Source organism: Paraplanobispora takensis (assembly GCF_016863195.1).
Taxonomy (GTDB): Bacteria; Actinomycetota; Actinomycetes; order Streptosporangiales; family Streptosporangiaceae; genus Planobispora; species Planobispora takensis.
This window is the reverse complement of the sequence record NZ_BOOK01000044.1, coordinates 39,337-63,871: the sequence shown is the minus strand read 5'-3', so window position 1 is coordinate 63,871 and position 24,535 is coordinate 39,337. Positions and strand designations below refer to the sequence as shown.

21 protein-coding genes are annotated in these 24,535 nt (G+C 73.5%); 9 read left to right on the top strand and 12 right to left on the bottom strand.

The features are described 5' to 3' along the window. Window positions 1-127 precede the first annotated feature (127 nt). The 3 genes from Pta02_RS29270 (at window position 128) to Pta02_RS29260 (ending at window position 3,386) form a co-directional block, all read left to right on the top strand. Window positions 128-292 carry an FxSxx-COOH-like cyclophane-containing RiPP peptide gene (locus Pta02_RS29270; protein ID WP_203878191.1) on the top strand — a complete coding sequence of 55 codons (165 nt, stop codon included), beginning with the start codon at window positions 128-130 and terminating at the stop codon, window positions 290-292. Window positions 293-483: 191 nt separating this feature from the next. Continuing rightward, window positions 484-1,374, top strand: coding sequence for an SIR2 family NAD-dependent protein deacylase (locus tag Pta02_RS29265; protein ID WP_239131315.1), 891 nt, complete (start codon window positions 484-486; stop codon window positions 1,372-1,374). After that, window positions 1,371-3,386, top strand: a complete 2,016-nt coding sequence (locus Pta02_RS29260; RefSeq protein ID WP_203878189.1) for an nSTAND1 domain-containing NTPase — start codon at window positions 1,371-1,373, stop codon at window positions 3,384-3,386. The genes Pta02_RS29265 and Pta02_RS29260 overlap by 4 nt, the downstream gene beginning before the upstream one ends. Here Pta02_RS29260 and Pta02_RS29255 read toward each other — a convergent pair whose 3' ends face one another. Together Pta02_RS29255 and Pta02_RS29250 are read right to left on the bottom strand one after the other, a co-directional pair. Then, entirely contained in the window at window positions 3,387-4,976 is a 1,590-nt protein-coding gene (locus Pta02_RS29255; RefSeq protein ID WP_203878188.1) for an MFS transporter, read from the bottom strand. It abuts the gene before it with no gap. 276 nt (window positions 4,977-5,252) lie between these two features. Next, the gene (locus Pta02_RS29250) at window positions 5,253-6,665 is read right to left on the bottom strand and encodes a dihydrolipoyl dehydrogenase family protein (protein WP_203878187.1); all 1,413 of its coding nucleotides are present in this window, start codon (window positions 6,663-6,665) and stop codon (window positions 5,253-5,255) included. A 256-nt stretch (window positions 6,666-6,921) separates the two neighbouring features. Between Pta02_RS29250 and Pta02_RS29245 the strand changes: the two genes are divergently transcribed. Together Pta02_RS29245 and Pta02_RS29240 are read left to right on the top strand one after the other, a co-directional pair. Next, window positions 6,922-7,950 carry a DMT family transporter gene (locus Pta02_RS29245; protein WP_203878186.1) on the top strand — a complete coding sequence of 343 codons (1,029 nt, stop codon included), beginning with the start codon at window positions 6,922-6,924 and terminating at the stop codon, window positions 7,948-7,950. A 183-nt stretch (window positions 7,951-8,133) separates the two neighbouring features. Beyond that, window positions 8,134-9,105 carry an alpha/beta hydrolase gene (locus Pta02_RS29240; RefSeq protein WP_203878185.1) on the top strand — a complete coding sequence of 324 codons (972 nt, stop codon included), beginning with the start codon at window positions 8,134-8,136 and terminating at the stop codon, window positions 9,103-9,105. On the opposite strand, the gene Pta02_RS29235 is transcribed toward Pta02_RS29240, so the two are convergent. Then, a complete protein-coding gene (locus Pta02_RS29235) occupies window positions 9,047-10,192 on the bottom strand; it encodes a helix-turn-helix domain-containing protein (protein WP_203878184.1) in 1,146 nt (381 codons plus the stop codon). The genes Pta02_RS29240 and Pta02_RS29235 overlap by 59 nt on opposite strands. 411 nt (window positions 10,193-10,603) lie before the next feature. Here Pta02_RS29235 and xynA point away from each other — a divergent pair, with 411 nt between their 5' ends. Beyond that, window positions 10,604-11,608, top strand: a complete 1,005-nt coding sequence (gene xynA / locus Pta02_RS29230) for an endo-1,4-beta-xylanase XynA (protein WP_203878183.1) — start codon at window positions 10,604-10,606, stop codon at window positions 11,606-11,608. A gap of 127 nt (window positions 11,609-11,735) precedes the next feature. Here xynA and Pta02_RS29225 read toward each other — a convergent pair whose 3' ends face one another. From Pta02_RS29225 to Pta02_RS29215, 3 genes are all read right to left on the bottom strand, one after another. Continuing rightward, window positions 11,736-12,221, bottom strand: a complete 486-nt coding sequence (locus Pta02_RS29225) for a low molecular weight protein-tyrosine-phosphatase (RefSeq protein WP_203878182.1) — start codon at window positions 12,219-12,221, stop codon at window positions 11,736-11,738. 94 nt (window positions 12,222-12,315) lie between these two features. Further along, window positions 12,316-13,938: an FAD-dependent monooxygenase gene (locus Pta02_RS29220; protein WP_203878181.1), complete on the bottom strand. Its 1,623-nt coding sequence runs from the start codon at window positions 13,936-13,938 to the stop codon at window positions 12,316-12,318. Between the two features lie 174 nt (window positions 13,939-14,112). After that, the gene (locus tag Pta02_RS29215) at window positions 14,113-14,742 is read right to left on the bottom strand and encodes a TetR/AcrR family transcriptional regulator (RefSeq protein WP_239131310.1); all 630 of its coding nucleotides are present in this window, start codon (window positions 14,740-14,742) and stop codon (window positions 14,113-14,115) included. A 132-nt stretch (window positions 14,743-14,874) separates the two neighbouring features. Here Pta02_RS29215 and Pta02_RS29210 point away from each other — a divergent pair, with 132 nt between their 5' ends. Next, window positions 14,875-15,588, top strand: a complete 714-nt coding sequence (locus tag Pta02_RS29210) for a hypothetical protein (protein WP_203878179.1) — start codon at window positions 14,875-14,877, stop codon at window positions 15,586-15,588. A 56-nt stretch (window positions 15,589-15,644) separates the two neighbouring features. On the opposite strand, the gene Pta02_RS42055 is transcribed toward Pta02_RS29210, so the two are convergent. After that, window positions 15,645-16,370 carry a TspO/MBR family protein gene (locus Pta02_RS42055; protein ID WP_203878178.1) on the bottom strand — a complete coding sequence of 242 codons (726 nt, stop codon included), beginning with the start codon at window positions 16,368-16,370 and terminating at the stop codon, window positions 15,645-15,647. A 138-nt stretch (window positions 16,371-16,508) separates the two neighbouring features. Between Pta02_RS42055 and Pta02_RS29200 the strand changes: the two genes are divergently transcribed. After that, window positions 16,509-17,834, top strand: a complete 1,326-nt coding sequence (locus tag Pta02_RS29200) for a serine hydrolase domain-containing protein (RefSeq protein WP_239131309.1) — start codon at window positions 16,509-16,511, stop codon at window positions 17,832-17,834. 14 nt (window positions 17,835-17,848) lie between these two features. Here the strand turns inward: Pta02_RS29200 and menC are convergent, their stop codons facing one another. The 4 genes from menC to Pta02_RS42050 all read right to left on the bottom strand — a co-directional run bounded on the left by menC (window position 17,849) and on the right by Pta02_RS42050 (window position 22,146). Further along, on the bottom strand, window positions 17,849-18,949 hold the full coding sequence (gene menC / locus Pta02_RS29195; protein ID WP_203878176.1) for an o-succinylbenzoate synthase: 1,101 nt from the start codon (window positions 18,947-18,949) through the stop codon (window positions 17,849-17,851). 43 nt (window positions 18,950-18,992) lie between these two features. After that, the gene (locus Pta02_RS29190) at window positions 18,993-19,814 is read right to left on the bottom strand and encodes a GNAT family N-acetyltransferase (RefSeq protein ID WP_203878175.1); all 822 of its coding nucleotides are present in this window, start codon (window positions 19,812-19,814) and stop codon (window positions 18,993-18,995) included. A gap of 43 nt (window positions 19,815-19,857) precedes the next feature. Beyond that, entirely contained in the window at window positions 19,858-21,075 is a 1,218-nt protein-coding gene (locus Pta02_RS29185) for a M20 family metallopeptidase (protein WP_239131308.1), read from the bottom strand. 108 nt (window positions 21,076-21,183) lie between these two features. Next, on the bottom strand, window positions 21,184-22,146 hold the full coding sequence (locus tag Pta02_RS42050; RefSeq protein ID WP_275423625.1) for a DUF3152 domain-containing protein: 963 nt from the start codon (window positions 22,144-22,146) through the stop codon (window positions 21,184-21,186). A 234-nt stretch (window positions 22,147-22,380) separates the two neighbouring features. Between Pta02_RS42050 and Pta02_RS29175 the strand changes: the two genes are divergently transcribed. Further along, entirely contained in the window at window positions 22,381-23,439 is a 1,059-nt protein-coding gene (locus tag Pta02_RS29175) for a class I SAM-dependent methyltransferase (protein ID WP_203878174.1), read from the top strand. Between the two features lie 109 nt (window positions 23,440-23,548). On the opposite strand, the gene Pta02_RS29170 is transcribed toward Pta02_RS29175, so the two are convergent. Further along, on the bottom strand, window positions 23,549-24,451 hold the full coding sequence (locus tag Pta02_RS29170; RefSeq protein WP_239131307.1) for an alpha/beta hydrolase family protein: 903 nt from the start codon (window positions 24,449-24,451) through the stop codon (window positions 23,549-23,551). Window positions 24,452-24,535: the final 84 nt, after the last annotated feature.

Sequence of the window (24,535 nt, the reverse complement as noted above, 5' to 3'; positions counted from 1 at the left end):
CACCACAGAATTACAGACAGCCGTGGTGAGGAGATTCGCTTTCAACCGGAAAAACGGCCGTTCTATCCCAGGTTCCGGAAGGACCGAAAACAGCCGGCCGTCAGGCCGCGGTATTCAGGGAGCGTAAATGCGCGAAGACGAGTCCGGATCCATCGCTCTGATTCTCGAAGATCTGTCGCTGGAGGACATAGCGGCGATCGAGAGCGGGTCACTGCGCAGGACGCTGCGCGAATGGCTCGTCCGGCCCGGTGCGAACCCGGTTTCGAGCGCGGGTTTCCAGAGTTCGATCTGATCCGGCCCCGCCGTCCGGAAGCCGCCGCGTGAGAAAGGTGGAGAGAGGTGTTCGCCGCCCCCCTTCTCTGCGGTGAGCCGGACGGGGTGCCGTTCCGGGAGGGTGCCGGCCGCACCGGCGGGACCGTGCGGCACAGGGGCGGCGATCCGTTCAGACCCTTACACGACGAGGCGGTGCCGTACGTGCACGAGATGGGGGAGGCCGAGTGGGAGCGTCTGATCCACCAGCTGAGGACGGGGGACTGCACCCCCTTCCTGGGGTCGGGCGCCTGCGCGGGGGTGCTGCCCACCGGGACGGTGCTCAGCCGGCGGATGGCGCGCAAGTGGGGCTACCCGTACGACGACGACCATGAGCTTCCCCGGGTGGCGCAGTTCGCCGTCATGAGGTACGGCGACGCGGTGTACGTCAAGAAACTGGTCTGCGACGAGCTCGGCGCCGCCGAAGCGCCCGACTTCCGCGACCCGCTGGAACCGCACCGCCTGCTCTCCGAGTTCCCGCTGCCGGTGTACCTGACGACCAACTACGACGACTTCGTCGTCAGGTCGCTGCGGGCGGCGGGCAAGGACCCGAACACGGCCGTGTGCCCGTGGAACGAGGGGATGGACTACGACGAGAGGCTGTTCGGCAGCCAGGAGGGCTGGAACCCCCGGCCGCAGACCCCTCTCGTCTATCACCTGCACGGCAGCCTGCACGACCCCGCCTCCATCGTGCTCGCCGAGGACGACTATCTGGAGTTCCTCACGAGCCTGGCGGTGGAGGGCATCGGGGGCGGCCGCAGGATGCTGCCCACCGCGATCCTGGCGGCGCTCACCAGGCGCCCCCTGCTGTTCGTCGGCTACAGCCTGCAGGACTGGACCTTCCGCGTCCTGTTCCGCGGCCTGCTGAGGGCGGTGCCGGGGATCAACCGGCGCAGGCACGTGAGCGTCCAGCTCGCCCCGTCCCTCAACACCACCAGGGCCGACGTGCTGGAGGTGCAGCGCCAGCTCGCCAGATACCACGAGAACTGGCGCATCTCCATCTTCTGGGGCAGCGCCGAGGACTTCTGCACCGAACTGCGACGGCGAATGGGGACGACGTCATGATGGGTCGGGACGGCGCCCGCCCGGAGCCGCGGGCCCAGCCGTACGTCGGGCTGCGGGCCTTCCGCCGCGAGGACTGCGTCAGGTTCTTCGGGCGGGACAGGGAGTCCCACGAGGTCGCGGACCTGTGGCAGGCCAACCGCCTGACGATCCTGTACGGCGCGTCGGGCGTGGGCAAGACCTCGCTGATCCAGGCCGGCGCCCTCCCGCTGCTGGACCCCGGCTCGACCGACGTCCTGCCCATCGGCCGGGTCTCGCACGGCTCGGCCTTCCCCTCGGCGGCGCTGTCGGAGCACAACCCGCACGTGTTCGCCCTGCTGTCGTCGTGGGCGCCGGGGGAGACGCCCACCCGGCTGGCCGGTCTGACGCTCCGCGACTTCCTGCGGCGGCGCACGCGGCGCCTGGACCCCTACGGCGACCCGGTCCTCACCCTGGCGGTCATCGACCAGGCGGAGGAGCTGTTCGGCGACGTGGCCCACCGCCGGCCGTACCGCGAGTGGTTCATCACCCAGCTCGTCGACGCCCTCGACGACGATCCCAACCTCCGGCTCCTGGTGTCGATACGCGAGGACTACCTGGCGGCCATCCTGCCCCACGAGCCCAAGCTGGCCGGCACGCTCAGGAGCCGTTTCCCGCTCGGCGCGCTCGTCCCGGCCGAGGCCGTGCGGGCCACCGAGGGGCCGCTGGAGGGCACAGGACGCTCGTTCGCGCCCGGCGCCGCGGAGGGCCTGGTCGAGGGGCTGCGGATGGTCCGGGTGGGCAGGATGCTCGGTCAGGAGGTCGTCGCCGACGCCAAGGTGGTCGAGCCCGTCCAGCTCCAGGTGGTCTGCTCGGCGATGTGGCGCTCGCTGCCCGACGAGGTCCGGGTCATCACCTCCGAGCACGTGCGGCGCTTCGCCAACGCCGACCGGTCCCTCACCGACTTCTTCGAGCGGATGGTCAGGGAGGTGGCCCGCGACCACTACGGCGGCGACACCGACAGGCTCAGGACGTGGCTGCGGCGCAACTTCATCACCGAGCTCGGCACGCGGGAGATCGTCTACGAGGGGGAGACCCTCACCGCCGGTGAGCCGAACTACGTCATCCGGGCGCTGGTCGACCGCCACATCCTGCGCGAGGAGATCAAGGCGGGCACCCGGTGGTGCGAGCTCTCGCACGACCGCCTCATCGAGCCGCTGCTGCGCGACGACCGCGCCGGCGACGAGCGGACGGAGCACTGGATCGCCCCGGAGGAGTACCTGCGCGCCGCCGAGCTCGCGCTGCGCGACGGCGAGTTCAGGCTGGCGGCCAAGCAGGCCGAGGAGGCGCTGGAGCGGTGCGGCGACAACACGCGGCTCCGCGCGGAGATCGAGTCCTTCCTGGGGAACGTCGCCCACCGCAAGGAGGACTACGACAAGGCCGCGGCGCACTACCGGACCGCGGCGGTGTTGTTCGAGACGCTGGGGGCCACCGCGGCCGTCGGCCGCCTGCTGGCCGGGATCGGCCGTCTCCGGCTGGTCCAGGGACGCCCCTCGGCCGCGGTCAGGGAACTGCTGTCGGCCATCCGCCGGGTGCCCAACGAGACGGCCATCCAGACCGAGCTGGCCTGGGCCCTGTGGCACGACGGCCACCCGGAGGCGGCCGAGGACGTGCTCGAGGACGTGCTGACCAGGGAGGGCAACGCGGCCGAGGCGCTGCGGGCGCGCGGGGAGATCCTGGCCGCCGCCGGCCGCTCGGCCGCCGCGCTGCACGACCTGGAACGGATCCGGCCGCTGCAGTGGCCCTCCACCCGGGCCGCCTACGCGCTCGCGCTGGCCTCGGCCGGGCAGGTCACCGAGGCGGAGCGGGAGATCGCGGAGGTGCTGCCCGAGGCGGAGGACCACGGCCCGGTGCTGCTGTACGCCGCCAAGGTCAGGGAGGCGGCCGGCGACCACGACTCGGCCGCCGAGCTGGCCCGGCGGGCGAGGGCGGCGCAGACGCCGCCGGTCCCGGCCCATCTCGTCCCGGAGGCGGAGCGCCTGGCCGGCGGATCGTGATCATGTACGGCCGGCGGCGACGGGCCTTCCCCCGTGCTCCCGGCGCAGCCCGGACGCGGCGGGCGCCGCGGTCGCGTGGAGTTCTCCGGTCGCGTGGAGTTCTCCGGTCGCGTGGAGCTCTCCGGTCGCGTGGAGCTCTCCGGTCGTGGTGGCGGCGATCGGCGGGTCGTGCGGTGCGAGGGCGGGCGCGGGCGGGATGGCGACGGCCCGACGGCGCCCGGGGACCGGGCCCGCGACGGCCCGGCGGCGCCTGAGGACGAGGGCCAGGAGAGAGGCGACCACGGCGATCAGCAGGACGGCGGCGGACAACCCCCTGACCGCCGTCTGCAGGCCGTACGCGGAGGCGAGGAAACCGCCGAGCGGCGCCGCCGCGCACACCGCGCCGTGCGTCATCAGCCGGTGCACGCTCATCACGCGGGCCAGCACGCTCCGCTGGACCCGCTGCACCTCGTAGGTCCTGATGACCACGTTGCCGAGCGCGCCCGTGCATCCGGTCAGCACCATCGTGAGGCCGAAGGCCAGCGGGTGGCCGCCGAAGGCCGCGACGCAGAAGGCGGCCACCCCGATCCAGAGCTGGGCGAACAGCAGGCCGCTGCCGGGGCGCGACAGCAGTCCCGGACGCCGGCGCGAGATCGGCGCCAGCAGGGCCGAGCCGAGGACCCCGCCCATCCCGCCCGCGGCCAGGACCACGCCGACCTCCAGGGGGGAGCGGGTCGCCGCGACCGTGATGAAGATCATGATGAGGGCGTTGACCGCCAGGTTCGTGACCGTGGTCAGCCCCATCGCCTGCCACAGGAAGGGGTGCCTCATCAGCTCCCTGGCGCCCTCGGAGATCTCCTGCCGGAAGGAGCGCCCCGCCAGCCCCCGCATCCCCCCGGCGATCGCCTTGAGGCTCCCCATCCTGCGGCGGCGGGTCCTGCCGCCGCAGGACATGGCCCGCGTGGACAGGATCGAGGTCAGGAAGAGCGCGCCGTTGACCAGGAACGGCACCGCCTGGCCCAGGCCGAACAGGATCCCGCCGATCGGCCGGCCCACCGACACCGCGATGTGGGGGCTCGTCTCACTCCTGGCCAGCACCTTGGTGAGGTGGGTCCGCGAGACGGTGGCGGCTCCCAGCAGGGCCGTCTCGGACAGGGAGTGCACGACCCACAGGACCCCCTCTAGGAAGGCGCCGACCAGGAGGTGCGCGAGCGTCGCGCCGTCCAGGACGACCGCGAGGAACACGCTGGCCACGATCAGCGCCCGCGCCGTCTCGGTGAACAGGATGAGTGAGCGGGGGTCGACCCGGTCGGTCAGCACGCCGGCCGGAAGGTAGAACAGCAGGGGCGGCAGCGTCAGGGCGAACCCGGTCCAGCCGGCCTCCAGCGGGGATCCGGTCAGTGCCAGGGCCAGCAGCGGGTAGGCCACGCTCAGCGTCCTGGAGCTCACCGCCGAGCAGGTCACCCCCACCCAGAAACGGAACAGGTCACGCTCCAGCCGGAACAGGGCGGCCCGTCGCCTCCTGGCGCTCGGCGCCTTGCGCGGACGGGACCGCGTGGCGCCTGCGGGCCCGCTCCACGCCGCGGCCCCTGCTCTGGGCGACTCCTTCACGTCCTGCTTGCCTCTGTTCTTTCCGGCACCCCGTTGCGGGTCAGTCGACAGTGCTCCACCACGGAGATCGTGGTGACCCGGCCGCGGAGGGGGGAAATCCATGATGACTCTTGAGGCGGACCTGTCGTGGAGGCCGCTGAAGAGGAGGCCGCCTACCGCCGGTTACGCGGAGTGACCTCAGGAGCAGCATCATAGTGGCAGGAGGGAATCAGGAAGCGGCGGTTACCGCAGTTGCCCTCCGGTGCCCGCGGCCCGCCGCTCCGGCGGGCCGCGCGATCACAGACCGTAGGTCTCCAGAAGGCGGAGCCAGACCTCGCTCACCGTCGGGAACGACGGTACGGCGTGCCACAGGCGCTCCAGCGGGACCTCGGCGGTGACCGCGATCGTCGCCGCGTGCAGCAGTTCGGCCGCGCCCGGGCCGACGAAGGTCACGCCCAGCAGAATCCTGCGGTCCTCGTCGACCACGGCCTTGGCCCGGCCGCGGTAGTCGTCGCCCAGCAGATAGGCGCCGGTGACCGAGCCGAGATCGTACTCGACCGCGCGCACGGTGAACCCCTCCTGCCGGGCCCGGGCCTCGGTCCGGCCCACCGAGCAGGCCTGGGGGTCGGTGAAGACCACCTGCGGCGCGCCGTACCCGCCCGCCACCTCGCGCAGCGCGGGCAGGTCGTCCTTGTCGCCCCCGGCCCGGGCGGCGATGACGTCGCCGCACACCCGGGCCTGGTACTTGCCCATGTGGGTGAGCAGGTCGCGGCCGTTGACGTCGCCCACGGCGTACAGCCAGCCGTCCTCCACGCCGGTCGCGCGCATGCTGTCGTCGACCTGCACGGCCCGGCCGGCGGGCAGACCGACGGACTCCAGGCCGAGGCCGTCGACGGCGGGGCGGCGGCCGGTGGCCACCAGCAGCTCGTCGGCCTCGATCGGCGCGCCCTGCGACAGGTGCACGGTGACCGGCCCGCCCGGCTCGGGACGCTCCACCCGGACCACCTCGGTCCCGGTGCGCACGGTGATGCCGGAGGCGGCGAACGACTCGGCGACCAGCTGCCCGGCGAAGGGCTCCATCCGCTCCAGCAGGCCCGTGCCGCGCACCAGGACGGTGGTCTCGGCGGCGCCGAGGCCGTGCATGGCCTGTGCCATCTCGCAGGCGACCACGCCGCCGCCGATCACGATCAGCCGTCCGGGCACGGACTCGGCGGCGGTCACCTCGCGGCTGGTCCACGGCCGGGCCTCGGCCAGGCCGGGGGCGGGCGGGACGACCGCGCGGCTGCCGGTGGCCAGCACGACCGCGTGCCGGGCCGTCAGCAGGCGCTCGCCGCCGTCGGTCAGGGCCACCCGGACCCGCCGGGGACCGTCCAGGCGCCCCTGCCCGCGGACGAACTCCGCGGGCAGGCCGGTGATCCACCGCACCTGGCCGGCGTCGTCCATGTGGGAGACGGCCTCGTCGCGGCGGGCCAGGACGGCGGCGGTGTCGATGGGGCCGAGGCTCATCCCGGGCACCCGGCCGACCTCGCCGGCCAGGTCGATCGGGCGCAGCAGCGCCTTGCTGGGCACGCACGCCCAGTAGGAGCACTCCCCTCCGGCCCGCTCGGCCTCCACGACCGCGACGCTCAGCCCGCCCCGCACGGCCCTGCCCGCGACGTTCTCCCCGGCCGGGCCGGCGCCGATCACGATCACGTCGAACTCGTCCGACACCACTGCCTCCCCTGGGGAACACCCGCCGAAGATCCTGGAAACCGCAGAATCCGTATCTTTCCCGTCCCGCGGTGCCCGCCGCAACGTGAGAGCCCGCCGCAGGACGGAACGCCGCCGGACGGGACAGCGCCCGCCCCACCATGACATCACGCCCGGGGGACCGGCGACCCGGCGGGCGGCGATCTGTCGGGCGGCGATCTGTCGGGCGGCGATAATTCGGTGGGCGCCGAAGGGCCCGCCGCCTAGGGTGCCGCACATGAGCCAGGACGCCTCTCCGAACACCCCGGACACCCCGACCGTTCAGCACACCCTGCCCGCCGCGGACGCCCCGGGCACCCCGGGCACCCCGCCCGTCACGGGCCCGCCGGACCCGGCGCACGCCCCCGGCGCCCCCGCGGGAGCCCCCGCCGACCGCCGGGCGCTGGCCGCCGCCGGGGTCACGGTGGTGCTGTGGGCCTCGGCCTTCGTCTCCATCCGCGCCGCCGCGCCGTACTTCTCGCCCGGCGCCCTGGCCCTGGGACGGCTGCTGGCCGGATCGGCCGTGCTCTGCGCGATCCTGCTGATCCGGCGGGAGGGATGGCCGCCGCGGGCGGCGTGGCCGGGGATCGCCGGAGCGGGGGTGCTGTGGTTCGGCCTGTACATGGTCGTCCTGAACTGGGGCGAGCAGGAGGTGGACGCCGGCACCGCGGCGATGGTCGTCAACGTCGGGCCGGTCCTGATCGCGCTCCTGGGCGGCTGGCTGCTGCGGGAGGGGTTCCCGCGCAGCCTGCTGGCCGGGATGGCGGTGTCGTTCGCCGGAGCCGTCGTGGTGGGGGTGTCGATGTCCGGCTCCGTACCCGGCTCGGTGTCCGCCGAAGGCCGCTCGGCGATCCTCGGGGTGCTGCTGTGCCTGCTGGCGGCGGTGTCGTACGCCGGGGGAGTCATCTGCCAGAAGCCCGCCCTGCGGCACGCCTCGGCCCTGCAGGTCACGACCTTCGGCTGTCTCGTCGGGACGGCGGCCTGCCTGCCGTTCGCCGGGCAGCTCGCCGAGCAGGCGGCGGCCGCCCCGGCGGGCGCGCTGCTGAACGTCGTCTATCTGGGCGTCTTCCCGACCGCGCTGGCCTTCACCACCTGGGCCTATGCCCTGGCCCGCACCACCGCGGGGAAGATGGGCGCCACCACCTACGTCGTCCCGGCGCTGGTGGTGCTGATGTCGTGGGCGGTGCTGGGCGAGGTGCCCGGCTGGCTGACCTTCGCCGGCGGCCTGCTCTGCCTGGCCGGGGTGGCCGTCTCCCGCAGGAAGTGACCGCCGGCTGTGCGGCTGATGCCGTACGGTGACCGCCAACCGGCGGGTGAAGGCCCGTTCATCGTGGCCGGATCGCGGTTGTGAACCGGGTTCGGATTCGCGCAGGATCCAGTCATGACTCCGGGCCCGCGGGCCGTCCGCGGTGATCCGGATCTCCCGGACCCCTCCCGGAAGGCGGATGGCATGGCGCTTCACCCCAACCTCGACCCCGAACTCGCCGCGGCCGTCGAACGGTTCCCCCTCCCCACGGTGGACTTCGGCACCCTGCGGCCGGAGGACCTGCCCGGCATCCGTGCCGAGTTCGACGCGATCCAGGCCGCCATGGCGCCGCCCCTGCCCGAAGGCGAGGTCACGGTCGAGGACAGGATGGTGCCCGGTCCCGAGGGCGCCCCCGACGTCCGGCTGCGGATCTACCGGCCGGTGGGATCGGAGGGGGCCGCGCCGGGGCTGTACTGGATCCACGGCGGCGGCATGATCATCGGCAGTCCCGAGAACGACGACCTCCGGATGATCGAGTACGTCGTCCAGCTGGGGTGCGTGGCCGTCTCGGTGGACTACCGGCTGGCGCCCGAGCACCCCGACCCCGCCCCGGTGGAGGACTGCTACGCCGGCCTGGTGTGGACCGCCAAGAACGCGGCCGAACTGGGCATCGACCCCGGCAGGATCGTGGTGGGCGGCCTGAGCGCGGGAGGCGGGCTCGCGGCCGGCACCGTCCTGCTGGCCCGCGACCGGGGCGGCCCGGCGATCGCCTTCCAGTTCCTGCTGTGCCCGATGCTGGACGACCGCAACACCACGGCCTCCAGTGCCGAGTTCACCGACGCCGTGGTCTGGAACCGGGCGGCCAACCTGTTCGGCTGGCGCTGCCTGCTGGGGGAGCGGGCGGGCACCGACGACGTCTCGCCGTACGCCGCCCCCGCCCGCGCGGACGAGCTGTCCGGTCTGCCCCCGGCCTACGTCGACGTCGGCGAGCTGGAGGTCTTCAGGGACGAGTGCGCCGAATACGCGCTGCGGCTGACCCGGGCGGGGGTCTCCGCCGAGTTCCACCTCTATCCGGGCGCCTTCCACGCCTCCGACTCGATGGTGCCCCAGGCGGAGGTCAGCCGCCGGGCCGTCGCCGAGCGGCTGGCCGTGCTGCGCCGCGCGATGCGGGACTGACCGCGGGCTGCGCTCCGGCCTCGCCGGAGCGCAGCCGTACCAGCCGCAGGGCCAGATGCGCCCGCAGGCGGCCCGCGGGGTCGGCGAGGGAGAAACCGAGGACCGCCTCGGCGCGGGCGATGCGCCCGGCCAGGGAGCTGTGGTGCAGGTGCACCGCGGCGGCGGCCCTGCGCACCGAGCCGTGCGCGCACAGCGCCCGGACCGCCTCCAGGGCCTCGGCCCCGTACGGCAGGCGCGACAGCTCCTCGACGGCGCGCACGTCCGGCAGGGCGGCGATCGCCTCGTCCGGGACGTGCTCGGCGAACAGCGCGAGAGCCCCCAGGTCCGCCCAGTCCACCACCCGGTCGGCGGGATGGGGGCCGGTGAAGCGCAGCGCGGTCCGCGCTCCGGCCCACGAGACCGCCGCGTCCGCGCAGCCGGCCTCCGGCCCCACACCCGCCCGCTGCCCGGCGGGCAGCCCGCCGATCTCGGGAGGGGAGACCAGGACCGCCGCGGAGTCGCCCATCCGGGCGGCCCGGACGTGGTGGCCGGTGGCGCGCAGGCGGGTCACGAGCGCCGCGCCGCCGTCACCGTCGGGTACGGCCAGCACGCGCAGCCGCGCCCGGGACCCGAAGCCGAGCAGCCGCAGCGCCCGGATCCGCTCGGCCTCCCCGGCGCCGGCCGACAGGACCAGCTCGACCAGGGCCGGGTCGTCGCCCGACCGCACCCGCGCGGCGGCCCGCTCCAGGGTGACCTCGGCTGCCTGGGCGAAGCGCTCCAGGACGATCTCGTCGAGCTCCGTGGGCTCGTACGGCTCGCCGGGGTGTTCCAGCCAGACCGTGCCCAGACCGGAACCGAGCGGGCGCAGGGCCGCCCCGGGCGGCGGGGCCGCGGCAGGCTCCGCCGCGCCGCCGGGCGCCGCGCGCAGATGCCCGCCGGTGGCCGCGTCGGTCAGGCCGGCGGGACGGCCGGCCAGCCGCGCCGTGGCCCGCAGCAGCACGGGGACGTGGACGTGGTCGCGCACCAGCGAGTCGAAGTAGGCGATGACGCGCACGGCGTTCTCCGCGCCGGAGTCCAGGGCCGACAGGCGCAGCAGCAGTTCCCGCATCGCTCCACAATAGGTTCCCGGAACGAGCCTGTCGGGCTCCCCGTGACGAGCTCTTCCCGGGCGGCGGACGCCGCCATTTATTTCGGGTTGGTTCCGAAATTTTCAAAGCCGTTCGTTCTGTTCTTCGATCGTCCGGCTGCGACTCTTGCCAGCCGTACCAGGACTGATCGAGCTGGTGGCGTCGCACTGCCGGATAGGGCAGGCTCTTAATCCGGATAATGCTGTTGCGATATTTCAGAGGTCGTTGACAGTCGGTCAAGAGCGATCCGATACTTTCGCCGTCGCGACGATAATTTCGTAACCGGCGGGGCCGGACCGCTGCCGAGTCGAGCCGTTCACCGTCCCATGCTCCCGCGGGTCGTATCGCGCCGCCTGGCCCCCCGCCGGCCTTCACGAGAAGGAAGCACGCACATGAACGACGCCCCCGCCCGTCCGAGACGCCGCGGCCGCCTCAGGCTGCTCGTCGGCCGTGCCTGCACCGTGGCCGCGGCGCTGGTCCTGGTCGTGGCGACGCCGCCCGGCATCGCCAGCGCGGCCCCCGTGACCTCCAACCAGACCGGCACCAGCAACGGCTACTTCTACTCGTTCTGGACAGACAGCTCCGGAACGGTCTCCATGGACCTGGGGTCCGGCGGAAACTACAGCACCTCGTGGCGCAACACGGGCAACTTCGTCGCCGGGAAGGGCTGGAGCACCGGCGGACGCAGGACCGTGAGCTACTCCGGCAGCTTCAACCCGTCAGGGAACGCCTACCTGACGCTCTACGGGTGGACGAGGAACCCGCTCGTGGAGTACTACATCGTCGACAACTGGGGCACCTACCGGCCCACGGGGACCTACAAGGGCACGGTGACCACCGATGGCGGCACCTACGACATCTATCAGACGACGCGCTACAACGCCCCCTCCATCGAGGGCACCAGGACCTTCAACCAGTACTGGAGCGTCCGGCAGTCGAAGCGGACCGGCGGGACCATAACCTCCGGCAACCACTTCGACGCCTGGGCCCGGTACGGGATGAACCTGGGCGGCCACGACTACATGATCATGGCGACGGAGGGATACCAGAGCAGCGGAAGCTCCGACATCACGGTGGGCGGCTCCACCGGCGGCGGCGGTGGCGGTGGCGGTGGCGGCGGGACCCCCGGCGGCGGCTGTACGGCGTCGCTGTCCGCGGGCCGGCAGTGGAGCGACCGGTACAACCTCAACGTCTCGGTCGGCGGCTCCGGCAGCTGGACCGTGACGATGAACGTGCCGTCACCGGCGAAGATCATCGCTACGTGGAACATCGGCGCGAGTTATCCCAGCTCCCAGGTGCTGACCGCCAGGCCCAACGGCGGCGGCAACAACTGGGGCGTGACGATCCAGCACAACGGCAACCGGACCTGGCCGACGGTCTCCTGCAGCGCAGGCTGACCTTCGGCCACCTCGGGAACATCACCCCCACGGCGCGGCGGCCTCCGGCCGCCGCGCCGGTCACAACTTCAGATCTACAACGTAAAGGGACCGGATTCGTCACACCTCGACGAGTTCTGCCACGAGATCACGAGTCCGAGGGGCGGAGGGTCTCCGACAGGTGTTTGGCCAGGCCTTCGGAGGCGGCCCGGACCATTTCCAGTACTTCTGCGAATCCCTCGGGGCCGCCGTAGTAGGGGTCGGGGACCTCGGCGGCGGGCGGGGCGGCCGGGTCGAAGGAGCGGAACAGGCGCACGTCGGCCCCGGGCGGGGCCATGCGGCGCAGGGCGCGCAGATTCTCGCCGTCCATCGCCAGCACCAGGTCCGCGTGGCCGTACCACTCCTTCAGGAACTGCCTGGCCCGGTGCGAGGAGCCGTCGTAGCCGTGCTCGGCCAGGACCGCGGCGGCCCGCTCGTCCATCGGGCCGCCCTGGTGCCAGCCCCCGGTCCCGGCGCTGTCGACCGTGACGAGCCCGTCCAGTCCGTGCTCGGCGAGCGTCTCGCGCAACACGACCTCGGCGATGGGGGAGCGGCAGATGTTTCCCAGGCACACCACGCACACGTGATAACTCATGGTGCCCAGCATGCCGTCTCGGCGGATCCGGTCGCGCCGGCGCCCGGTCACGCCGGTGGGCGAGGCGCGTGCCGGGGCGCTCCGAACGGCGCCGTCACACCGGGGAGGGGACGGCGGCGGTGCCGAACCAGTGTTCCAGGGCGGTGCGCAGAGCCAGGCGCTCCTCGGCGCCGGGATGGGACGAGTCGCAGGCCCAGGCGACGTAGCAGTCCGGCCGCAGCAGCAGGGCGGCCGGGGCGGGGCCGTTCGGACCGGCGGAGTCGCGCGGGCGGGTGGAGCCGTTCGGACCGGCGGAGTCGTGCGGGCGGGCGGAGACGGCGTCCACCCGGTCGTGCCAGCCGGAGATCTCCCCGGCGAGCGACCCGCCGGGGGTCAGGTCCAGCAGCAGCGGCCGGGCGTCCCCGGTCAGTTCGGCGAGCCGGACGGGACCGTCCCCCGTCTCCAGCGTCAGGTCCGGGGCCCAGCGGCCGGTCAGCGGATGGACGTCACCGGAGCCCATGTCGTAGCGGATGTCCGCGCCGGACATCAGATCCGCGATGTGCTGGACGTTGTCCCGCTCGCGCAGCAGTTCGGCGAACAGCTCACGCAGCGCGGTGACCTCGCTGCCCGGGGAGACCAGCGCGGACTGCGCCCGGGTGTGCATGCTCACCCGCAGGGCGACCGGCCGCCGCTCGGTCTCGTAGCTGTCCAGCAGGCCGGGCGGGGCCCAGCCGCGGATCTCGGCGGCGAGCTTCCAGCCCAGGTTGACCGCGTCCTGCAGACCCAGGTTGAGCCCGGGCCCGCCGATCGCGGAGTGCACGTGCGCGGCGTCGCCGACCAGCAGCACCCGGCGGTCCCGGAACCGCTCGGCCACCCGGGTGTTACCCCCGGTCAGCCGGCGCAGCAGGTGCGGGCCCGGCCCCTCGGGCGGGCCGAGCGGCAGGTCGGTCCCGAGCACCCGGCGGACGCTCTCCCGCAGCTCCCGCAGGGGCAGCGTCGCCCGTCCGTCGGCGGCGGCCTCCGCGTCCCACTCCAGGGTGGTCACCAGCGCCGGCCTGTCGGGGAACGGGGCGAACGCGAACAGACCGCGCTCGGTGCGGTGGTGCATGAACGGCGGGATGCGCCCGTAACCGGGCAGGTTCAGCCCGCCGGTGGCCGGGTCGACCAGCTCGGCCGGTACGGTGACCTGCGCGGTGCGGGAGACGGTGGTGTCCCTGGTCGCGCCGGGGAAGCCGATGCCGGACAGCTTGCGCGTCAGGCTGCGGCCGCCGTCGGCTCCGACCAGATGGCGGGCGCGCAGCCGGTAGGGCCCCTCCGGGCCCGTGACGTCGACGGTGACCGCGTCGGCGTCCTGGGACAGCCCGGTGATCTCGTGTCCCCGGCGGATCTCGGCGCCGAGCTCGGCGGCGCGTTCCTCCAGGACCTGTTCGATGCGCAGCTGCGGCACCTGCAGCCCGTAGAGCGGGTTGTCCTCCAGCATGCCCAGGTCCAGCGGCAGCGCGCCGAAGACGAAACCCGGGAACGGCCGCGGCGGTCCCTGATCGCCGCTGAGGCGCCCGTGCAGGCCCCGGCGGTCGAGCATCCGCACCACCTGGCCGACCAGGCCGTTGGCCCGGTTCTCCTGAGCGCGCCGGGGCAGGCGCTCCAGCACCACCGGCCGCACTCCGGCCAGGCTCAGCTCGCAGGCCAGCATCAGCCCGTTCGGGCCGGCTCCGGCGATGACGACGTCAGCGGACATGACGATCCTCCTCGGGAGGTCACGTTGGGAGAGGTCACGCCTCTGGAAAAGGGCATGACGGGGCGGACCGGCGGCGCCGGTCGCTTCATCCGATCTGTTCGTGCGATCCATGGGCTGATCGGTCGGGGAGCGAGCGCGGGGTCGGGGACGCGCGGAACCAGGAGCGAGCGCGGATCAGGGAACGGGCAGTCCCGCCGAGAGCCGATCGAGGGCGTCGAGCAGCAACGACATGATCGGGACGGGCGGGTCGGCGTGCAGCCAGTGCTCTATCACCACCGCGATGGTGCTTCCGACGGCGCCGGCCACCAGTCGCGGGTACAGGTCACGGGCGGCGTCGGTGCCCGTGCGTTCGGCGACCGCGGCGGCGAGCTCCGCCTCGGCCGCCGCGTTGGCCTTGGAGAGCTCGCCCTGGAGCGCGGGCTCGGCGACCATCAGGCGGACCCCGGCGATCCACTGCTCGTCGGTCATGTGCTTGTCCTCGACCTTCTCGCCCAGCGAGAACTGCGCCACCACGGCGTTGGGGATCGCCTCCCACAGCGGCTCGGAGGCGGGACGGGCGCGCAGCTCCACCGCGATCTTCCGGGCGCGCTCGAGGTGCCGGGCGGCGATCGCCTCACCCTTGCCGGAGAAGTAGTTGTTGAAGGTGCGGGGCGAGACGCCGACCTCGGCGGCGATGTCCTCCACCCGGACGTCGTCCAGCCCGCGCTCCACGGTGAGGCGGATGGCCGCCCAGCTCAACGCGAGGCGGGTCTCCTGTTTCTTGCGCTCTCGCAGCCCCGTACGCCTGTCGTGTCCGGTGTCCACGACGACCACCCTAGCAATTTTTTCTGGATCAGAAAATATTCGTGACGCGCAAAATTTTGCATGCTCCGGTAGGGCGGCGCCCACCTGCGGGGTGAAGGGGAACCGGACGGCACCGGCCGGTGTATCAGAGGCATGCGCAGACATCTCGTCGTCGCCGCCGTCGTGGTCGCCGTGATCGTCGTGGGCGCGGCCGTCTGGGGCCTGGCGGCCTCCCGCCCCGAGGAGGACCTGGCGGCGGTGTTCCCGCCGATCACTCCGACGGTCACCGGTTCCGCCGAGGCCGGGATCGTCATCCCCGAGGGGTTCCTCGCCCACGAGGACGACGCCGGGCGGCCGCTGGGCGACCAGCCGGAGGTCCGGTGGGAGCGCACCGACGAGCCGGGCCTGCCGCCGTTGCTGAACCCCTGCGAGACGCCGCCGGCCGAGGACGGTGAGCGGGTGGCCGGCCGGCAGATCGCGCTGGTCGCGCCGACCCTGTACAAGATCGAGCGGATGACGGTCTACCGCGACGAGTACGGTGCCCGGGCGGCCATGGCCGGGCACCGCGGCGCCCTGGACAGGTGCGCCCGCCGTACCCACACCGACGGCACCGTCACGGTGTGGCGGTGGGAGCCGCTGGCGATCGGCCAGGAGGCGCTGTTCGTGGCCGGTCAGCGTTACCGGGACGACCGCGGCACGCACGGGCACTACCGGGGCGTGGTGATGCGTCAGGGCAGGACGGTGGTGACGTACCTCGACTTCGGGCAGGCCACCGCGATCGCGGAGCGCCCGGAGGCGGTCGACCACGAGCGGGACGCCCGCACGATGGCCTCCAGGATCGCCGCAGCACCCTGGGCGGGCCGTTGAGCGGCGGCAGACTCCGGCGCTCCCGGTGAGTGAGTCCGGCGCCCCGGCGGCCGGGATCAGCGCTCCTCGGGGTTGAGGCGGACGATCGCGGTGTTGAGCGCGGTGGCGAACAGCGTCCACGCGCCGTAGGGCAGCAGGGTCGCGCCGGCGGTCCTGTCGGTCTTCCACGCCTGCCGGATCAGGGCGGCGTTGGAGGCGTTGAGCGCGGCGATCTCTGCGAGCGCCAGCCTGGGGGAGCGGGCCCGGAAGAAGATCAGCGTCCAGCCGGTGTTGAGGACCAGGTTGGTCGCGAGCTGGGCGGCGAACGCCTGGCGCCCGGCGCCCTCCCGGCGGTCGAGGACGCGGGCGGACCCGAGGGCGATCAGCCCGTACAGCGGGGTCCACACCAGTCCGAAGGCCGAGGACGGCGGCTGCCAGGACGGCTTGCGCAGCCGCTGGTACCACCGGGACGCGGCCGTGGTGGCCACGCTCCCGGCCACGGCCGTCGCGGTCACGGCCAGCAGCGTGCGGGCCAGCGTCTTGGGACGGGCTCCGGCCAGCGTCCTGGGGCGCTCGCCCGCCGCGGGGTCCGGGACGGCGTGAAGGGCCGGGCTCGCCGTACCCGCGGCGGACCCGGATCCCGCCGCGCCGCTCCCGGGCGTACCGGTGGCGGATCCGGGTCCCGCGGTACCGGCGGCGGGCCCCGGTCCCGGGGTGGATCCCGCCGTGGCGCCGCCTCCGATCCCGGCCTGCGCTCCGGCCCCGATCCCGCCCCGCTTCGTGTTCGGCGTCCTCATGTCCATGACCCGCCCCTACCCCGCGCCGCGAAGGTATGCCTCCGGCCGGGCGGCGCGCGGTCACGGGGCCGGAGCCGCCTTTCCCTCCTCCCGGTCCCGATGGATGATCCTTGCGATGGCCGGAGCGGGAGAGAGGGGCAACGGGTGGCTGGAGCAACGGACCCCGGTCGCTGGCAGGTACGGCTCGCGGAGCTGATCGAGGAGTTCGAGGTCCCCGGCGCGGGCCTGGCCTTCCTCCATGAGGGAAGGGTCCACGAGTTCGCGGCGGGTGTGCTCAACACCGGGACCGGGGTCGAGACGACCACGGACTCGCTCTTCCAGATCGGATCGATCACCAAGGTGTGGACCGCGACCCAGATCATGCTCCTGATCGAGGGGGGCGAGCTCACCCTGGACACGCGCGTCGCCGAGATCCTGCCGGAGTTCCGGGTGGCCGACGCCGAGCTGACCGAGTCCGTGACGGTCCGTCACCTGCTCTCGCACACCTCCGGCATCGACGGCGACCTGTTCATCGACACCGGCCGCGGTGACGACTGCCTGGAGAAGTACGTCGCCGCCTGCGCCGACCTGGCGCGCAACCACCCGCTCGGCGCCACGCAGTCCTACGGCAACTCCGGGTTCGTCATCGCCGGGCGGATCGTCGAGCGCCTCACCGGCGAGGTGTGGGACGTCGCGCTGCGCGAGCAGATCATCGACCCGCTCGGCCTGACCCACACCTGGACCCTGCCGGAGGACGTGATCCGCTTCCGTGCCGCCGTCGGCCACGTCGAGGGCGCCCCCAGCCCGGTCTGGGGGCTGATGCGGGCCGTCGGCCCGGCGGGGCTGATCTGCTCGCGGCCCGCGGACGTCGTGGCCTTCGCCCGCGCCCACTTCGGCCCCGGCCTGCTCGCCGGCCCCGAGACGATGTGGGAGCCGCAGGTGGAGATCCCCAACCCGCACACCATGGGCAGGCAATGGGGGATCGGGTGGATCCTGGACGAGTGGGACGGCCGGCGGATCCTCTCCCACGGCGGCAACACCGTCGGCCAGGCGGCCATGCTCTGGGCGGTGCCCGGCAGCGAGACGGCGGTGTGCGTGCTGGCCAACGGCGGCCACACCGCGGCCTTCCAGCGGACCCTGATCACCGAACTGCTCGACGAGCTGCTCGGCCTGACCGTGCCGCCGGTGCTCGGGCCGCCGGACACACCCGCGCAGGTGGACGCCGGGCGCTACGCCGGACGGTACGAACGGACGGGGAGCCGGGTGACGCTGACCCTCCAGGACGGGCGGCTCCGGCTGCGCAGCGAGGCCACCGGCACGCTCGCCGGGCTCCGCCCGCCGGTGGAGTTCGACCTCGTGCCGGTGGACGAGACCACCTTCGTCGGCCGTCCGGAGGGCGACCCCCAGTGGATCCCCGTGGTCTTCTACGAGCTGGCCGACGGCTCGCCGTACGTGCACTTCGGCGCCCGCGCCACGCCCAGGGTCGGGTGAGGCGGAGCGGGTGCTCACAGGGCGATCCACTCGGTGGAGACCGTGACCTCCTCCAGGATCTCCGGTACCGGATCCACGCCGAGACCGGGGCCCGCGGGGACCGGCAGGTGGCCGTCGTCCAGGACGAACGGCGGCGTGATGTCGGCGGCGTAGTAGCGGCCGGAGCCGGAGGTGTCACCGGGCAGGGTGAAGCCGGGCAGCGCGGCCAGCGCGACGTTGGCCGCCCTGCCCAGGCCGGTCTCCAGCATGCCGCCGCACCACACGGCGACGCCGTGGGCCCGGCACAGGTCGTGGATGCGCCGGGCCTCCAGATAGCCGCCGACCCGGCCGGGCTTGACGTTGACGACCGAGCAGGCGCCCAGGGAGATCGCCGCGGCGGCGTGCGCGGCGGACTCGATCGACTCGTCCAGGCAGATCGGGGTCCTCATCACCTTCGCCAGCCGGGCGTGCTGGACCAGGTCGTCTTCGGCCAGGGGCTGCTCGACGAGCAGCAGGCCGAACTCGTCGAGCCCGGCGAGGTGGCGGGCGTCGGCGAGGGTGTAGGCGGCGTTGGCGTCGACCTGGAGCAGCAGGTCGTCGCCGAAGCGCTCGCGCACGGCCCGGACCGGCGCCAGGTCCCAGCCCGGTTCGATCTTCAGCTTGATCCGCAGGTAGCCCTCCTCGACATAGCCGGTGACCGCGTCGAGGAGCTCGGGGACGGAGTCCATGATGCCGACCGAGACGCCGCAGGGGACGCGGTCGCGGGACGCGCCGAGGAAGGAGCCGAAGGACTCGCCCGTGGTGCGCAGGCGGGCGTCCAGGACGGCGGTCTCCAGGGCGGCCTTGGCCATCCGGTGGCCCTTGAACGGCTCCATCGCCCGGCCCGCGGCCTGGGCGTCGGCTTGCCGGGGCAGGGCGGGGACGAGGAAACGGCGCAGCACGTCGGCGGCGCCGTCGGCGTACTCGGAGGAGTAGCGGGGCTCGGCCATGGCCACGCACTCGCCCCAGCCCTCGGCCTCGGCGGTGACGACCCGGACCAGGAGCACCTCGCGGGTCGTCTCGGTGCCGAACGAGGTACGGAACGGGGCGACCAGCGGCATCGCGATCCGCCGCAGCTCGACTCCGGTGATCTTCATTGGCTCTCCTCGGACGTGGTTCGGGCCGGGCAGGGAGTGACGATCAGGAGGGGCGTTCTACGACATAACACGATTTGTGGTGAAATCCGGTGACTTTTGCGCCCTCTTCCATGAGTCCGCCCAGCACCTCCCGTACGGCGTGCCGCCACGCCTTGGCCGCTTCCGGGTCCCGGCGCCGCAGGTCCTCGACGTCGTCGGGCACCGCCACCAGCACCACCCGCGCGTCGGTCCGCCCGGCGACCGGGCGGCCGTCCCGCTCGCCCAGCCCGGTCACCGCCTCCGCCGGCACATCCGGCAGGTACGGCTCGCGCCGGGCGGCGGCAGCCACGTGCGGCTCCGCCAGCCGCCAGACGGCCAGGACCCGGTCCGACTCGTCCCCGGCGTTGATCGCGTCCCCCATGGCACCGTAGAACGACGGCAGGTACTCCTCCGGCAGGGCGCCGAGCTTGACCAGGTTGAAGTGGGCATTGCGCCGTACCAGCGGGTCGTAGGTCCAGGTGACCCGGTCCAGGCCGCGCTCCAGGGCCCACGAGCGCTGGTGGAGCTTGAGGGCGAACCCGATCCCGCGCCCGGCCGAGGCGCCGGTGACGTGGGAGTGCAGCGCCCTGCCCGCCGGGGCCGCCAGGAACCCGACCGAGGCGCCGGCCAGCCGCCCGTCCTCGTAGGCCCCGGCCACGTAGTTGCCCGCGTGCGACAGCGCCCGCATCAGCTCGACCGTGGCGGGCGGATTGCCCGGGTCGGGCCGCCAGATGCGCTCGAAGAGCCGGAAGACCTCCCCGAACTCCTGCAGGGAGTGCAGCTCCCGCACCACGACCCCGCCCGCCGTACGGTCCGCGCCGTCACCGCTCGTCGCGTCGCGATTCATGCCGTCCCCGCCGATCTCGTGCCGTCCCCTCGGGTGCAGCGGTTCACCGTGCCGCCGTTCCGGTCAGCACCGCCTCGACGAGCCCGGCCAGCAGCGCCGTGCGGCCCGGCATCTCGGCCACGATCACGTGCTCGTCGCGGGCGTGGGCGCCGCCCCCGACCGCGCCGAGCCCGTCGAGGGTGGGGCACCCCACGCCCGCGGTGAAGTTGCCGTCGGAGGCGCCGCCCACGGCCGTGGCGGCCAGATGCCCGAGACCGAGTCCGGCGGCGATCCGCCGGGCGAGCGCGAGCAACCCGACGGAGGAGGACTCCTCCATCGGCGGCCGGTTCGGGCCGCCCAGGATCTCCAGCCGGGTCCCGGCCAGCCGCGGGGACAGCGCCCGCATCAGCGCGTCCACCCGCTCCTGCGCGGCGAGGGAGGGCGCCCGCACGTCCACCGACACACGGGCCAGCGCGGGCACCGTGTTGACCGTGGTCCCGGCGCTCACCACCGTCGGCGTGACCGTGGTCCCCATCCCCGGCGCGATCACGCCCCCGGCTCCCGGGGCTTCAGGTACGGCGGTGCCCGCCGTACCCCGGCCGCCCGCGCCGCCGAGGTCCTCCGCGTCGGCCAGGGCGGCGATGCCCTCGACGGCGAGGATCTGGTGGGCCAGCTCGATCGCGGCGTTGGCGCCCTTGCCCGGCTCAAGGCCCGCGTGGGCGGCCTTGCCGTGCACCACGACGTCATAGTTCGAGGTGCCCTTGCGTGCGGTCTTCAGCGCGCCGCCGTCGGCGCCGGCCTCTAGGACGAACGTCGCCGCGCACCCGCGGGCCGCCTCCTCGACCAGGGCGCGTGAGCTCGTCGAGCCGACCTCCTCGTCACCGGTGACCAGGAGGCACACCCCCTCCGGCGACGGCAGCGAGGCCAGCGCGTGGAACGCCTGGACCAGACCGGCCTTCATGTCGAACACCCCCGGCCCCCGGGCGATCCCGCCGGTCACCGACCAGGGGATGTCCCGCAGCGTGCCGATCGGCCAGACCGTGTCGTGGTGGCCCAGGACGAGCACCCGGGGCGTGCCGAAGGTCCAGCGCAGGTGGGTGACGCCGTCGACGACGATCGTCTCGGGGCCGGCTCCGAGCAGGCGGGCACCCTGCTCGGCGACGACTCCGGCGCTGCGGGCGACCGCGGCGAGGTCGGCGGAGAAGGACTCGCAGGCGACGAGATCCTCCAGGTCCCGCAGCATGGCGTCCAGGCTGACGCGGGGATGGGGGGCGACGGACACGGGCAGGCCCTTCGACGGGGTTTTACCGCGACCGTACGCCAGGTGCCCGGCCGCCGGTGCCCGTGGGGTCCCGGTGCGCCGCGCCCTTCTGAGAGGAGGGCCGTGCGGTCACCGCTTCGGGAAGGGCCAGGGGTTGGGGCGGCAGCCGTGCAGGGACTTGGTCTGCTGGAGCATGATCGGGGCGCGTCTGCCGGGACCGGGGCAGGAGACGTGGCCGTGGCCCAGTCCGTGGCCGACCTCGTGGTTGACGACGTACTCCCGGTAGGAGGCGACGTCGCCGCGGTAGCCCGGCACGCCCTCGTTCCAGCGCATCGCGTTGATGACCGCGCGCCCGCCGTTCCAGCACGACAGTACGCCGAGGGTGCGCAGCGGCAGGCACCGGCGGTCCGCCATCGCCGGGCTGGACAGCGACACCCGGATCCCGACCGGCCCGCGCGAGACCCGCTTGAAGCGGAATCCCCAGCTGCGCCGGTCGTTGAGGGTCCGGTGCACCTCGCGGGCGAACTCCTCCGCGTCGAAGGGGAGCCCGCGCTCGACCTCGACGATGTAGCGGATGACCTTCCCCTTGCCCCGGGGAGGAGCGGCCTGGCCGGGGGCGACCCGATAACGGCCGCCCGCGGAGCGGGGTACGCGGACCTTGACAGGCTGCTGACGGCCGTTGACGAGCAGCGTCTCCGGGCGGATCTCCCGCGGGTCGGAGTCCGGCTCCGGCGCGGGGGTGGGGGTCACCGGGACCTGGGCCGTCCCGGTGGGAACGGGGCTCGCGGTGGGAACGGGGCTCGCGGTGGGAAGGGGACTCACGGTGGGAACGGGCGCCGTCGCGGATCCGCCGACGGGGTGGAGCGCTCCGGTGGGCCGTACCGCCGGCGCCGCTCCGGAGGGGGCCGCGACCTGCGCCACCACGGTCGGGGCGGGTGCGCCGGGGGCGGGTCCGGTGGGGGCCGCGATGGGGGCCGGGGTGGCGGGCACGCTCACGACACCGCTGCCGCCGACCAGGAGCATGGCCGCCCCGCCGAAGGCGAGCAGCCACAAAAAGGGCTTGCGCCCGCGATTGCGTACGTTCCCGGTCATAGCTCGTAAACCCTATTGCCACATCCCTACCATCCGTAACTCCGGCCGCATCCATCCGATAACAGCACTTCTGCGGCCTCCTTAGTGAGGTGTCATGAACAATGCAGATATTTCCTGAATCTCGTAGATCCAGGGTGACATCCGTCGTCCTTCCCAGGCCGGAGGTGACAGCCGGGCGGCAGCGTTTTGACAGCGCCTCCGCCGAGCATCGGTGAAACGACCCAGGGAGAGAGCATGACCATGACCACGGAGGAGTTCGCCGACCGGCTGTTCCAGGCCGCGCTCGGCACGATCGAGATCCTGTCGATCCACCTCGGCGACCGCCTGGGCTGGTACCGGGCGCTGGCCGCGCACGGCCCGGCCACCGCCGCCGAGCTGAGCGCCCGGGCGGGGGGCCACGAGCGTTACGCCCGCGAATGGCTGGAGCAGCAGGCCGCCGCAGGAATCCTGACCGCCGGCGCCGACGGCCGCTTCACCCTGCCGGCCGGGGCGGCCGAGGTGCTGACCGACGAGTCCAGCCTGGCCTACCTGGCCCCGCTGGCCCGCATGCTCGCCGGGGCCGCGGTGCACACCCCCGCCCTGCTGGAGGCCTACCGCGGCGGCGGCGGTGTCGGCTGGGCCACGTTCGGGACGGACGTGCGCGAGTCCCAGGCCGACATGAACCGGCCCTGGTTCGAGACCGCGCTCACGCCCGCGCTGGCCGGGGTGGCCGACCTCGACGCGGTGCTGCGCCGTCCCGGCGCGCGCCTGGCCGACGTCGGCTGCGGCGGGGGATGGTCCGCCATCGCGCTGGCCCGCGCCTATCCGGAGGCCGTCGTCGAGGGCGTCGACGTCGACGCGCCCTCCATCGAGCTGGCCGGGCGCAACGCCAAGGCGGCCGGCCTCTCCGACGGCGGGCGGCTGGCCTTCCACCACGGCGATGCGACCCTGCTGGAGGAGGGCCGCTACGACGCGGTCTTCGCCTTCGAGTGCCTGCACGACATGTCCCGGCCGGTGGAGACCCTGGCCGCGGTACGGCGGGCGCTCAGGCCGGGCGGCGTGGTCGTCGTCATGGACGAGGCCGCCGGTGAGGCGTTCACCGCCCCGGCCGACGACACCGAGCGGCTGCTGTACGGCTTCAGCCTGCTCATCTGCCTGCCCGACGGGATGGCGCACCAGCCCTCGGCCGGCACCGGGACCGTGATGCGCCCGGACACCCTGCGCCGCTACGCCACCGAGGCGGGCTTCCGCGACGTCGAGGTCCTGCCGATCGAGGACTTCGGCTTCTGGCGGTTCTACCGGCTGCTGCCCTGACGGCGGGCCGGGGACCGGCGGGACGACGGCCGGGACGCGGAACGGCGGCCGCCCCGGAAGGGCGGCCGCCGCGATCACGCGTCCCCGCGCGGGGACGGACCGTTACGGGCTACGAGTGGGGGCAGGAGGAGCGGTACTCCTCGATGGTCGTGCTGCGGCCGGGGGGCGGGCACAGGAACCGGTCGTAGCGCAGGTCGTCGTCGACGAAACGCTTGATCCACGAGACGGCGTACTTGGCGATCGTGTCGTTGTCGCTGTTGGGCGCGAAGTGGCTGGCGCCGTTGAGCTCCAGGTACGCCTTCTCGGGGGCGCCGGAGAGGCTGTTGTAGAACGGCTCGGAGTGCGAGCCCACCGGGGCGATCGAGTCGTTCTCCGCCCCGATGATCATCGTCGGGACCCGGACGCCTCCCCAGCTCTTGTCGAGGTGCCAGGGGGTCAGGGGCACGGCCGCCTGCAGCGACGGGCGGCTGTTGGCCGCCGCCAGGGTGCCGCCGCCGCCCATGGAGTGGCCCATGACGCCGATGCGGCTGGAGTCGAGCCGGCTGCGGACCGTGGCGCTGCTGTTCTGCGTCAGATAGTCGGCGGCGGCCAGGATCTGCCGGCCGCGGCTGTCGGGCTGGTCCGAACGGGTGATGGTGTCGATGTTGAAGACCACGAACCCGTGGGAGGCGAGCCGCTCGGCGAGCCAGGCCATGCTGGACTTGCTGGCGGTGTAGCCGGGGGCGATGACGACGCCGCCGAAGGTCCCCTGGCCGGTGTCGGTCGGGTAGTAGATCGTTCCTCCGCCGAAGCCGCTCACCACCAGGGACGAGACGTTGGTGTCGGCGATGGAGAACGGGCCGCGGGTGGCGGCCAGAATGGCCTCGGTGGGCTCGGGACCGCGCTCGTACCCGGCGGCGGCGTGCGCGGCGGGGGCGATCGCACCGGTCCCGGCGGCGAGGGCGAGCGCCAGGGTCAGCTTCGCGAGGACCCTGGCCCGGCGGCTTGCGGAGATCGGGGGGTGTGACTGCACGTGACGTACTCCTGTCCGTAGGAGGGGGACCGGGTGGCGGGCCGGAGGCCACGCCATGGCCCCGCCGCCGCGTGTGACGGCGGG